Origin of the sequence: Pseudomonas saliphila, assembly GCF_008638345.1 — a bacterium.
In the GTDB taxonomy this organism is placed as follows: domain Bacteria; phylum Pseudomonadota; class Gammaproteobacteria; order Pseudomonadales; family Pseudomonadaceae; genus Halopseudomonas; species Halopseudomonas saliphila.
In genome coordinates this window covers 369790-381161 of sequence record NZ_VTVA01000002.1, presented here as the reverse complement: position 1 = coordinate 381161, position 11372 = coordinate 369790, and the positions used below count along the sequence as shown (strand labels likewise).

Below are 11372 nucleotides of genomic sequence, written 5' to 3'. Positions count from 1 at the left end.
CAGGGACTTGCGGGATTATTTTCGGCCGGAGCAGCCATTGAGGGTAGTGCTGAGAAATTCAGATGTTGCTGAGCATCTGGCAGGTTGCGTCCCATACGGGCCGTTCTGCCTTATTACCATTCGCTGCTGCGAATGGTGCCTCGAGGGAGAATCGAACTCCCACTCTGTCACCAGAAACGGATTTTGAATCCGCCGCGTCTACCAATTCCGCCATCGAGGCTTTGCGCTTCAAGCAAGCCGGCGCGGAGTATACGAATCGGATACGGGCAAGGTCAATGGTCTGGCACGAGTATTTCCGCTAATATACGCGCCTTTTCATTCCCACCGGATCGACCTCAGCATGCGCGTCAGCGATTTTCAATTTGATCTCCCGGATGACCTCATTGCACGGCACCCGTTGGCCGAGCGACGGGGTAGCCGTCTGCTTTGCCTGGACGGGCCGTCCGGCGAGTTGCAACACAGGCAATTTGTTGATCTGCTGGAGTTTCTGCGCCCCGGCGATCTGATGGTGTTCAACAACACCCGGGTCATTCCTGCGCGTCTGTTTGGCCGCAAGGAAACCGGCGGTCAGCTGGAAATCCTCATCGAACGGGTCCTCGATTCGCATCGGGTGCTGGCCCATGTGCGCTCCAGCAAGTCGCCGAAGCCCGGCACCAAGATATTGCTCGACGGCGATGCGCAGGCCGAGATGCTTGGCCGGCATGACGCCTTGTTTGAACTGGCTTTCAATGAGCCGGTGCTACCGCTGCTTGAGCGGGTTGGGCATATGCCGCTGCCACCCTATATTGATCGGCCTGATGAAACGGCTGATCGGGAGCGCTACCAGACCGTGTATGCGCAGCGTGAGGGCGCAGTCGCGGCGCCTACTGCGGGCCTGCATTTCGATAACCAGCTGCTCGATGCCATTGCCGAAAAAGGCGTGGAGACGGCGCAGGTGACACTGCACGTGGGCGCGGGCACCTTCCAGCCAGTGCGGGTGGAGCGTATCGAAGAGCACCATATGCACACCGAGTGGCTGGAAGTCAGCCAGGCGGTGGTCGATGCGGTCAATGCCTGCAAGGCGCGTGGCGGGCGGGTCATCGCGGTGGGTACGACCAGCGTGCGCTCGCTGGAAACAGCGGCGCGCGATGGTGAGTTGAAGCCCTTCAGCGGGGATACCGACATCTTCATCTATCCCGGCAGACCCTTCCATGTGGTCGATGCGCTGGTGACCAATTTCCACCTGCCCGAGTCGACGCTGCTGATGCTGGTGTCGGCTTTTGCCGGTTTCGCGCAGACCATGGCCGCCTATCACGCTGCCATCGCCGAGCGTTATCGCTTCTTCAGTTATGGTGATGCGATGTTCATCACCCGCAACCCGGCCGCAACCGGACCCGAGGATATTCAATGAGTCATATGCAGTTCGAATTGTTGGCCACTGATGGCAAGGCGCGTCGTGGCCGGCTGACTTTTCCGCGGGGTGTAGTCGAGACGCCAGCGTTCATGCCGGTGGGTACTTACGGCACAGTGAAAGGCATGCTGCCGCGCGACATCGAGGCGACCGGTGCACAGATTATCCTGGGTAATACCTTCCACCTCTGGCTGCGGCCGGGCACCGAGGTAATCAAAAAACACGGCGATCTGCACGATTTCATGCAGTGGAAAGGCCCGATCCTCACCGACTCCGGCGGTTTTCAGGTGTTCAGCCTGGGCGCGATGCGCAAGATCAAGGAGGAGGGGGTGTACTTCTCGTCGCCGGTGGACGGTGCCAAGGTGTTCATGGGGCCCGAGGAGTCGATGCAGGTCCAGCGTGATCTGGGCTCCGATATCGTGATGATCTTTGACGAATGCACGCCCTATCCTGCCGAGGAAGATGTCGCGCGCCGCTCGATGGAGTTGTCGCTGCGCTGGGCAAAGCGTTCCAAGGCTGCCCATGAAGGCAACCCGTCGGCGCTGTTCGGTATCGTGCAGGGCGGCATGCATGAAGATCTGCGTATGCGTTCCCTGGAGGGATTGGAGCAGATCGGTTTCGATGGCCTGGCCATCGGCGGGCTGTCTGTTGGCGAACCCAAGCCGGAAATGATCAGGGTGCTGGATTTCCTGCCGCCGCAGATGCCGGCTGACAAACCGCGTTACCTGATGGGGGTGGGCAAGCCGGAGGATCTGGTAGAAGGTGTGCGCCGCGGCGTCGATATGTTTGACTGCGTGATGCCCACGCGCAACGCCCGTAACGGTCATTTGTTCACCGATAGCGGGGTGATCAAGATTCGCAATGCCGTGCATCGTCACGATGATTCGCCGCTTGATCCGGGGTGTGATTGTTACACCTGCCAGAACTTCACCCGGGCCTATCTGCATCACCTGGATAAGTGTGGCGAAATGCTTGGCAGCATGCTCAACACCATCCATAACCTGCGGCACTATCAACGTGTTATGGCCGGTTTGCGCGGTGCCATTCAACAGGGTACATTGTCCCGCTTTGTAGATGAATTCTACGCTCGGCTCGGCCTGCCGGTACCTCCTCTTGAGGCTTGAAAAGCGCCAGGGAGGCCCCATTAATCTTTTCTTGCGCGTACATAACAGGAGTTACACATGAGTTTTTTCATCCCCGCCGCCATGGCTCAGACCGCTGACGGAGCCGCCCCTATGGGAGGTGGTTTCGAGTGGGTTTTCCTGCTCGGTTTTCTGGTCATCTTCTATCTGATGATCTGGCGTCCCCAGGCCAAGCGCGCCAAGGAACACAAGAATCTGATCAGCGGCATCAGTGTTGGTGACGAAGTGGTCACCGGCGGTGGCATCCTCGGCAAGGTACGCAAGGTCACCGACGAGTTCATCGTTCTTGAAGTGGGCGATGGTCAGGAGCTCAAGTTCCAGAAGGGCGCTGTAGTCGCTGCACTGCCGAAGGGCACGCTGAAAGCCATCTGATTCGTCAATAATCCTCGTATCCGGGCGCCTCAATGGGCGCCCGGATCGTTAGCGGGCCTTCACATGCTCAATCGTTACCCTCTCTGGAAATACCTGCTGATCCTGGTGGTCATCGGGCTCGGGGCGATCTACGCCCTGCCGAATCTCTATCCGGACGATCCAGCCATACAGATCTCCGGCGCAAGCTCCACTCAGACAATCAACGACAACGACCTGTCGCGCATCGAATCGGCGCTGGAGCAGGCCGGTATCGCGACCAAGGGCGTCGAGGTTGCAGATAACGGCAGCTCCGGCCTGGTTCGTCTGGTTAACCGCGGACAACAGCTTCCGGCACAGGATGTGGTTAAGCGCAGCCTCGGCACTGACTATGTCGTGGCGCAGAATCTGGCGCCGACCACTCCCGACTGGCTGATTAATATCGGTGCAGGTCCCATGACGCTCGGTCTGGATTTGTCCGGCGGCGTGCACTTCCTGCTGGAAGTCGACATGGAAAAGGCGATCGAGAATCGCCTGAATGTCTACGAGAGCGAAGTGCGCAGCCTGTTGCGTGGCGAGCGCATCCGTTATCGCAGCTTGCCGACTCAGGGCAACATGCTGCAGTTCGGTTTCAATGATGCCGATGAGCTCGATGAGGCTCGCCGGTTCGTTTCGGGACAATTTACCCAGTTCCAGATCACCACCAGCACCCGTCAGGACTTGCAGGTGCTGCAAATGACGCTGACTGATGCGGAGCTGTCGGAAATTCGCGACTACGCGGTCAGCCAGAACCTGACTACTGTACGCAATCGGGTCAATGAGCTGGGTGTGGCCGAGCCGCTGGTTCAGCGCCAGGGCGCTAACCGCATCGTGGTCGAGTTGCCGGGCGTGCAGGACACGGCCGAGGCCAAGCGTATTCTCGGCAAGACGGCAAACCTCGAGTTTCGTCTGGCGGCCGAGCCGAATGCACCCCGCGCTACCGTGGAAAGTTTCGATTTTCGCCAAGAGGGTCGTCCGCCGGCTGACATCGAACGCAGCATCATTCTTACCGGCGATCAGGTGACTGACGCGCAGTCGAATTTTGACGAGAACGGCCGGCCGCAGGTCAACATCCGTCTGGATGGTCACGGTGGCGAGCTGATGACCCGCGCTACGCGCAATAACATCGGTCGTGGCATGGCGGTGCTCTTTATCGAGCAGCGTCAGATCAGCCGCCAGGTGCAGCAGGAAGTCGACGGGGAAATGCAGACCGTCGAGGTCCCGGCGTTCGTGGAAGAGAAATCCATCATCAGTCTGGCCACCATCCAAAGCACACTGGGTAATCAGTTCCGTATTACCGGTCTGGATTCGCCGGCTGAAGCCTCCGAGCTGGCGCTGCTGCTGCGCGCTGGTGGGCTGGCGGCACCGATGCATTTCGTTGAAGAACGGACCATCGGTCCGAGCCTGGGTGCGGAGAACATCGCCAAGGGTATTTCGGCCACACAGGTGGGTTTCTTCCTGGTGCTGATTTTCATGCTGGTGCTCTACAAGGCATTCGGTTTTGTGGCCGGCATCGCGCTGACCATCAATCTCGTGCTGTTGCTGGCACTGATGTCCATGTTAGGCGCTACGCTGACGCTGCCTGGTATTGCCGGTATCGTGCTGACGCTGGGTATGGCGGTCGATGCCAACGTGCTCATATTCTCCCGTATCAAGGAGGAGATCGCAGCGGGAATGTCTCCGCAGCGCGCCTTGCACGAAGGCTATGACAAGGCATTCTCGGCGATTGTCGACGGCAACCTGACTACCTTGCTGGTGGGTGTGATTCTGTTCGCCATGGGCACCGGCCCGATCAAGGGCTTCGCCGTAACGTTGTCGCTCGGGATCCTGACCTCGATGTTCAGCGCCATCATGGTGACTCGCGCCATGATCAACTTGTCCATCGGTGGACGTGACATCAAGAAGCTTTGGCTATGAGGGCTCATCATGCTGACTAAAAGCACCATCAATTTCATGAGCCTGCGCAAGTTCTTCTTTGCCGTGGCGGTTGTCCTGATGATCGGCTCCATCGCCAGTCTGGCGATCAAGCAGCTGAACCTGGGCCTGGACTTCACTGGCGGTGCGCTGATTGAGCTTAATTACGCCGAGCCGGCAGATCTTGAGTCCATCCGGGGGATGCTCGCAGAAGCCGGCTGGGACAATGCCGTGGTGCAGAACTTCGGCTCCTCCAGCGATGTGCTGATCCGACTGCCGAGCGAAAACCCTGATCTGGGTGCAGAGCTTGCGCGTCTGATTCAGGCTGAAGAGGGCGGCGAAGTCACGGTCAAGCGCGTTGAGTTCATCGGCCCGCAGGTAGGCGAAGAGTTGCGCGACAAGGGTGGGCTGGGCATGTTGCTGGCGATGGGCGGCATCCTGCTGTATGTGTCCCTGCGCTTTCAGATGAAGTTTGCGGTCGCCTCGATTGTGGCACTTGTGCACGACGTCATCTTCACGCTCGGTGTGTTTTCATTGCTCGGCTTGTCCTTTGACCTGACGGTTCTTGCGGCACTGCTTGCGGTGATCGGCTATTCGTTGAACGATACCATCGTAGTCTTTGACCGGGTTCGCGAGAACCTGCGTTTGATGCGCAAGACCGAACTGGAGGAGGTTATCAATATCTCCACCACCCAGACGCTGGCGCGTACCTTGGCTACCTCGGCATCGACCTTGCTGGTGCTGTTCGCGCTGTACTTCTTTGGTGGTGAGAATATTCAGGGCTTCGCCCTGGCGTTGATAATCGGGGTCGGCATAGGTACCTATTCGTCTATCTACGTCTCCAACGGCCTGCTGATGACGATGAATCTGACCCGAGAGGATCTGATTCCGCCGCAGCTCGAAGAGGCAGCGGTGGACGATCGTCCTTAAGCTGTTTTCAGTACGACAATAAAAAACCCGGCTCTGCGAAGAGCCGGGTTTTTTGTTCTGCGTTACCGCTGTCTGAACAGAATCAGCGTTTCATTGCAGGCGTCAGGTGCGGCTGAATGGCGGTGAGCACCGCTTTGAAGCACTTGGGGTTGCCGGCGACAATGTGTCCTTTCTCGAGGAACTGGTGATTGCCGGTGAAGTCGCTGACCAGTCCGCCGGCTTCCTGAATCAACAGGCTGCCCGCGGCCATGTCCCACTCGGCCAGGCCGAACTCCCAGAAAGCATCGTAGCGCCCAGCGGCCACATAGGCCAGATCCAGGCTGGCAGCGCCTGCGCGGCGGATGCCGGCGGTCTGACCGACCAGGCTGCGGAACATGCCCAGGTAATTATCCAGTGCGTCGAGCTGATTTTCCCTGAACGGGAAGCCGGTGCCAAGCAGGGCGCCTTCGAGGCTCTTACGTGGGCTGACGCGCAGGCGTTTGCCATTCAGTGCCGCACCGCGGCCACGGCTGGCGGTGAATTCTTCCTGACGCACCGGATCAAGCACCACAGCGTGTTCGATGCGGCCCTTGATTCGGCAGGCAATGCTCACTGCAAAATGCGGCACGCCGCGTACGAAGTTGGTGGTGCCGTCCAGCGGGTCGATAATCCAGACCACGTCGGCGCCGTCACCACTGCCAGGCTGAAAGCCGGACTCTTCGGCATGAATGCCGTGATCAGGGAAGGCTTTACGCAGGTGATAGATGATGGTCTGTTCCGCAGCTCGATCGACTTCAGTGACGTAGTCATGCGCCTCTTTTTCGTTGACGGTCAGAACATCAAGACGTTCTATGGAGCGGTAAATCTGTTCTCCAGCGCTGCGCGCGGCGCGCAGAGCGATGTTCAACATGGGCTGCATACGGGTATCTCTGTAGAAGGAGCTGGAAAAGCGGCGAATTGTAGCAGATTTGTTGGCGTTTAGTCGCCGTCGCGACAAACGCAATCGTCTTGGTGCGAATGAACGGCGTAGTCATGGCGTTCAGGCTTTTGTACCATGCACGCCTCATTTTTCATCAGTGCATTCCGGGAGTGTCCAGTGTTCGACAGAGTTCGCGTGGTCTTGGTCAATACCAGCCATCCCGGCAATATCGGTGGTGCGGCGCGGGCCATGAAGAACATGGGGCTGACTCGGCTGGTATTGGTCGACCCGCAGCGTTATCCGGATCCGAACGCACAGGCCAGAGCTTCCGGCGCTGATGACGTGCTCACCGGCGCGCGCATTGTCGCTACGTTGGAAGAGGCTATCGCCGACTGTACCCTGGTGCTGGGCACTAGCGCCCGTGACCGGCGCATTCCCTGGCCGGTGGTTGATCCCCGCGAGGCAGCGAGCAAGGTGCTTGATCAGTTGGATGAGCTGGACAGCGCCGAGATTGCGCTGGTGTTCGGTCGCGAGGACTCGGGGCTGACCAGTGAGGAGTTGCAGCGCTGCCAGTTTCATGTGCACATCCCGTCGAATCCTGAGTTCAGCTCGTTGAATCTGGGCGCGGCAGTGCAGGTGGTGGCCTATGAGCTGCGCATGGCTTACCTGCAGCGACAGGGCCAGCCGACTAAAATGCACAAACTGGAAACCACCAACCGCCAGAACGAGATTCCGGCTACCGCTGAAGAACTGGAGCGCTATTTCACGCACCTGGAGCAGGTATTGGTTGAAATCGGGTTTCTCGATCCGGAGAAGCCCCGTCAATTGATGCCGCGCCTGCGCCGCTTGTACGGCCGAGTGCAAATAAACCAGGTGGAAATGAATATATTGCGCGGTATCCTGACTGAAACCCAGAAAGCCATCGGCGTACAGGCGTCCGGTGAGCGGAGACGTTAAGCCAATGTTCAAGCGTATGAAGGAAGACATCGCCAGCGTGTTTCACCGGGACCCAGCCGCCCGTAATACGCTCGAGGTGCTGTTCTGCTATCCGGGGTTGCATGCAATCTGGCTGCACCGCCTGGCACACGCATTGTGGGTCAGAAACGCGCAACTATTGGCGCGCATGGTCTCCAACTTCGCACGCTGGGCGACGGGTATCGAAATACATCCGGGGGCGAAGCTCGGCAGACGGTTTTTCATCGATCACGGCATGGGTGTGGTTATCGGTGAGACGGCGGAAATCGGCGACGACGTCACCCTTTATCAGGGCGTCACGCTGGGCGGCACCAGCTGGAACAAGGGCAAGCGGCACCCGACCCTGGAAGACGGTGTTGTGGTGGGCGCAGGTGCCAAGGTCCTCGGCCCCTTCATTGTGGGGGCGGGCGCCAAGATCGGCTCCAATGCTGTCGTGACCAAAGCGGTACCCGCCGGAGCAACCGCTGTGGGTATCCCTGGGCGTATCATTCTCAAGGAGCCGCTCAGCGAGGCTGATGCGACCTGCGCCAAGCGTAAAGCCATGGCGGAAAAGCTCGGCTTTGATGCCTACGGCGTGACCAACGACATGCCGGATCCTGTGGCCAAGGCGATCGGTCAGATGCTGGATCATATGCATGCCGTCGATGGTCGGCTGGAAGGGGTGTGTGAAGCGCTCAAGGAATTGGGCAGTGATTACTGTGCCAAGGATTTGCCGACGCTCAATGACGAGGATTTCGAGGCGCTCAAGGAGGAAGCCTCCACCGAGGATGAAGCCGTTGCAGCCGAGCCGGCTCCGCAACAGGCGCAGCGCTGAGGTCTCCATGAAGCTACCTATTTATCTCGACTATGCAGCGACTACCCCGGTTGACCCGCGCGTGGCGGAAAAGATGATGGGGTGTCTGACCATGGATGGCAATTTTGCCAACCCGGCGTCGCGCTCGCATATCTATGGCTGGCAGGCCGAGGAAGCGGTCGAGCTCGGGCGTCGCCAGGTAGCCGATCTGGTCGGCGCCGACCCCCGCGAGATCGTCTGGACCTCCGGTGCGACTGAATCCAATAACCTGGCCATCAAGGGCCTCGCCCGCGCATTGCGCGACCGAGGCGGGCACATTGTCACCTCGCGCATCGAACACAAGGCAGTCCTCGACAGCTGCAAGCAGCTGGAGCGCGAAGGCTTCGACGTCAGTTATCTGGAGCCCGGCGCCGACGGGATCATCTCGGTCGAGACGCTGCAGGAAGCGATCCGCAGCGACACAGTGCTGGTCACGCTGATGCACGTGAATAATGAGATCGGCACCATCAATGATATTGCGACGCTGGGCGCCGTAGCGCGCGAGCGCGGCGTGCTGTTCCACGTTGATGCAGCGCAGTCCACTGGCAAGCTGCCGATCAATCTCAAGGCGCTGCCCGTCGATCTGATGTCCTTCAGTGCCCACAAGAGTTACGGCCCCAAAGGCGTGGGTGCATTGTATGTGCGCCGCACGCTGGATGTACGCCCCCAGGCGATCGTTCATGGTGGTGGTCATGAGCGCGGCATGCGTTCTGGCACCTTGCCGACCCACCAGATTGTGGGGATGGGAGAGGCCTTCGCGATCGCCGGTGCGGTGCTTGACGCCGAGCACCGGCATATCAGTACATTGCGTGATGTTCTAATGGGCGGGCTCAGCGGGCTGTCCGGTGTGCATCTGAATGGCAGCGCCGAGCAGCGCATTCCGCATAACCTGAACCTGGCCTTCGACGACGTCGACGGTGAGCTCCTGCTGCTGTCATTGCGGGATTTGGCATTGTCGACGGGCTCCGCCTGCACCTCAGCGACGGTGGAACCTTCCTATGTGCTGCGCGGCATCGGACTGTCGGATGCTTTGGCGCACAGCTCCATTCGATTGTCGCTGGGGCGTTTCACCACCGAACAGGAAGCCCGGCGCGCAGCCGAGGTGCTGTGTGACGTGGTCGGGCGTCTGCGTCAGGCGGGCTAGGTTCGGGGATTTGTTTCCCGATAAGTCTGCCGCCGCTGCTGTTACGTATTTCCGTGCAACCTGCGTATAATCCGCGGGTTAACAAATCTTTGTAATCCTCTATCCTTAAACCATCTATCTGGAGAGTTTCATGGCCGTTGAACGCACCCTGTCCATTATCAAGCCCGATGCCGTTGCCAAGAATGTTATTGGTCAGATCATTAGCCGCTTCGAGCAGGCGAACCTGAGCGTTATCGCTGCCAAAATGGTACAGCTGTCCCAGGCCGATGCCGAAGGCTTCTACGCTGAACATAAAGAGCGTCCTTTCTTCAAGGATCTGGTCGGCTTCATGACCTCCGGCCCTGTCGTTGTTCAGGTTCTGGAAGGCGAAGGCGCAGTACTCAAGAATCGTGAGCTGATGGGCGCCACCAATCCGAAGGAAGCTGATGCCGGCACTATCCGTGCTGACTTCGCTGAATCCATTGATGCCAACGCAGTACACGGGTCTGATTCCACTACCTCCGCGGCGCGTGAAATCGGCTATTTCTTTGCTGAAACCGAGTTGTGCTCGCGCACTCGCTGATCAGCAATTCTCCATACCAAAGTGATGTGAACGCCATGACTGATGCAAACGGCAAAATCAATCTGCTGGGTCTGACCCAGCCGAAAATGGAAGCCTTCTTCGAACAGCTCGGGGAAAAGCGTTTTCGTGCCGGTCAGATCATGAAGTGGATCCATCACTGCGGTGTGGACAGCTTTGATGAAATGACCAATGTCGGCAAGGCCCTGCGCGAAAAGCTCAAGGCCATTGCCGAGATTCGCGGCCCGGAAGTGGTCAGCGAAGATATTTCCAAGGACGGCACGCGCAAGTGGGTTGTGCGCGTGGCGTCCGGTAGTTGTGTTGAGACCGTCTACATCCCGCAGAACGGGCGCGGCACCCTGTGTGTGTCATCCCAGGCTGGCTGTGCACTGGACTGCAGCTTCTGCTCGACAGGCAAGCAGGGTTTCAACAGCGACCTGACCGTGGCCGAAATCATTGGCCAGGTGTGGGTCGCCAACAAGTCCTTCGGTAGCGTGCCGGCCACCGCGGACCGGGCGATCACCAACGTAGTGATGATGGGCATGGGTGAGCCTCTGCTCAACTTCGACAACGTGGTGGACGCGATGACCCTGATGATGGATGACATGGGTTACGGCATCTCCAAGCGCAAGGTGACGCTGTCTACCTCAGGCGTCGTGCCCATGATCGATAAGCTGGCGACGGTTACCGATGTCGCACTGGCGTTGTCGCTGCATGCGCCCAACGATGAATTGCGTAGTCAGCTGGTGCCGCTGAACAAGAAGTACCCGCTGAAGATGCTGCTGGAATCATGCAATAACTATATGAACCGGCTCGGCGAGAAGCGGGTGTTGACCATCGAATACACCCTGCTCAAGGATGTGAACGACCAGCCTGAGCACGCCGAACAGATGATCGAGCTGCTGCGCGATACCCCGTGCAAGATCAACCTGATCCCCTTTAATCCGTTCCCGCACTCGGGCTACGAGCGTCCCAGCAACAATGTGATTCGCCGGTTTCAGGACATACTGTACAAAGCGGGTTATAACGTGACAGTGCGTATCACTCGGGGCGAGGATATCGATGCAGCCTGCGGCCAGTTGGTCGGCCAGGTGGCTGACAAGACGCGACGCAGTGCCCGTTATATTGCGGTTCGCCAGCTTGCCGCTGACGAGCAGACGCAGCCAGAGCCGCAACAACCAGCCGTAGGACGTTAATACCG

General features: G+C 58.9%; 11 protein-coding genes and 1 tRNA gene. 10 read left to right on the top strand and 2 right to left on the bottom strand.

From position 1 onward, the window contains the following. Nucleotides 1-133: 133 nt before the first annotated feature. Nucleotides 134-220: transfer RNA gene (locus FHK95_RS03755), tRNA-Leu, on the bottom strand. A 120-nt stretch (nt 221-340) separates the two neighbouring features. Between FHK95_RS03755 and queA the strand changes: the two genes are divergently transcribed. From queA to secF, 5 genes are all read left to right on the top strand, one after another. After that, complete coding sequence (gene queA, locus FHK95_RS03750; RefSeq protein ID WP_150303252.1) at nt 341-1390, top strand: tRNA preQ1(34) S-adenosylmethionine ribosyltransferase-isomerase QueA; 1050 nt, start codon at nt 341-343, stop codon at nt 1388-1390. 5 nt (nt 1391-1395) lie between these two features. Beyond that, nucleotides 1396-2514 (top strand): tRNA guanosine(34) transglycosylase Tgt, encoded by a 1119-nt coding sequence (tgt, locus tag FHK95_RS03745; RefSeq protein ID WP_150303311.1) that lies wholly within the window; start codon nt 1396-1398, stop codon nt 2512-2514. 57 nt (nt 2515-2571) lie between these two features. Then, on the top strand, nt 2572-2904 hold the full coding sequence (gene yajC, locus FHK95_RS03740) for a preprotein translocase subunit YajC (RefSeq protein WP_150303251.1): 333 nt from the start codon (nt 2572-2574) through the stop codon (nt 2902-2904). A gap of 63 nt (nt 2905-2967) precedes the next feature. Continuing rightward, nucleotides 2968-4836, top strand: a complete 1869-nt coding sequence (gene secD, locus FHK95_RS03735) for a protein translocase subunit SecD (protein WP_150303250.1) — start codon at nt 2968-2970, stop codon at nt 4834-4836. 9 nt (nt 4837-4845) lie between these two features. Continuing rightward, nucleotides 4846-5763: a protein translocase subunit SecF gene (gene secF / locus FHK95_RS03730; RefSeq protein WP_150303249.1), complete on the top strand. Its 918-nt coding sequence runs from the start codon at nt 4846-4848 to the stop codon at nt 5761-5763. 82 nt (nt 5764-5845) lie between these two features. On the opposite strand, the gene suhB is transcribed toward secF, so the two are convergent. After that, on the bottom strand, nt 5846-6661 hold the full coding sequence (gene suhB, locus FHK95_RS03725) for a type III secretion system regulator SuhB (protein WP_150303248.1): 816 nt from the start codon (nt 6659-6661) through the stop codon (nt 5846-5848). A gap of 135 nt (nt 6662-6796) precedes the next feature. Between suhB and trmJ the strand changes: the two genes are divergently transcribed. The 5 genes from trmJ to rlmN all read left to right on the top strand — a co-directional run bounded on the left by trmJ (nt 6797) and on the right by rlmN (nt 11367). Beyond that, complete coding sequence (gene trmJ, locus FHK95_RS03720; RefSeq protein ID WP_150303247.1) at nt 6797-7618, top strand: tRNA (cytosine(32)/uridine(32)-2'-O)-methyltransferase TrmJ; 822 nt, start codon at nt 6797-6799, stop codon at nt 7616-7618. 4 nt (nt 7619-7622) lie between these two features. After that, nucleotides 7623-8450, top strand: a complete 828-nt coding sequence (gene cysE, locus FHK95_RS03715; protein WP_150303246.1) for a serine O-acetyltransferase — start codon at nt 7623-7625, stop codon at nt 8448-8450. 7 nt (nt 8451-8457) lie between these two features. Further along, nucleotides 8458-9612 (top strand): IscS subfamily cysteine desulfurase, encoded by a 1155-nt coding sequence (locus tag FHK95_RS03710; protein WP_150303245.1) that lies wholly within the window; start codon nt 8458-8460, stop codon nt 9610-9612. Between the two features lie 130 nt (nt 9613-9742). Then, the gene (gene ndk / locus FHK95_RS03705; RefSeq protein ID WP_150303244.1) at nt 9743-10174 is read left to right on the top strand and encodes a nucleoside-diphosphate kinase; all 432 of its coding nucleotides are present in this window, start codon (nt 9743-9745) and stop codon (nt 10172-10174) included. 35 nt (nt 10175-10209) lie between these two features. Continuing rightward, nucleotides 10210-11367 (top strand): 23S rRNA (adenine(2503)-C(2))-methyltransferase RlmN, encoded by a 1158-nt coding sequence (rlmN, locus tag FHK95_RS03700; RefSeq protein WP_150303243.1) that lies wholly within the window; start codon nt 10210-10212, stop codon nt 11365-11367. The last annotated feature ends 5 nt before the right edge of the window (nt 11368-11372 follow it).

What these genes read in the sequence shown, in the direction of transcription:
- queA (WP_150303252.1), top strand. Translation starts at nt 341, where the DNA reads ATGCGCGTCAGCGATTTTCAATTTGATCTCCCGGATGACCTCATTGCA.
- tgt (WP_150303311.1), top strand. Translation starts at nt 1,396, where the DNA reads ATGCAGTTCGAATTGTTGGCCACTGATGGCAAGGCGCGTCGTGGCCGG.
- yajC (WP_150303251.1), top strand. Translation starts at nt 2,572, where the DNA reads ATGAGTTTTTTCATCCCCGCCGCCATGGCTCAGACCGCTGACGGAGCC.
- secD (WP_150303250.1), top strand. Translation starts at nt 2,968, where the DNA reads ATGCTCAATCGTTACCCTCTCTGGAAATACCTGCTGATCCTGGTGGTC.
- secF (WP_150303249.1), top strand. Translation starts at nt 4,846, where the DNA reads ATGCTGACTAAAAGCACCATCAATTTCATGAGCCTGCGCAAGTTCTTC.
- suhB (WP_150303248.1), bottom strand. Translation starts at nt 6,661, where the DNA reads ATGCAGCCCATGTTGAACATCGCTCTGCGCGCCGCGCGCAGCGCTGGA.
- trmJ (WP_150303247.1), top strand. Translation starts at nt 6,797, where the DNA reads ATGCACGCCTCATTTTTCATCAGTGCATTCCGGGAGTGTCCAGTGTTC.
- cysE (WP_150303246.1), top strand. Translation starts at nt 7,623, where the DNA reads ATGTTCAAGCGTATGAAGGAAGACATCGCCAGCGTGTTTCACCGGGAC.
- FHK95_RS03710 (WP_150303245.1), top strand. Translation starts at nt 8,458, where the DNA reads ATGAAGCTACCTATTTATCTCGACTATGCAGCGACTACCCCGGTTGAC.
- ndk (WP_150303244.1), top strand. Translation starts at nt 9,743, where the DNA reads ATGGCCGTTGAACGCACCCTGTCCATTATCAAGCCCGATGCCGTTGCC.
- rlmN (WP_150303243.1), top strand. Translation starts at nt 10,210, where the DNA reads ATGACTGATGCAAACGGCAAAATCAATCTGCTGGGTCTGACCCAGCCG.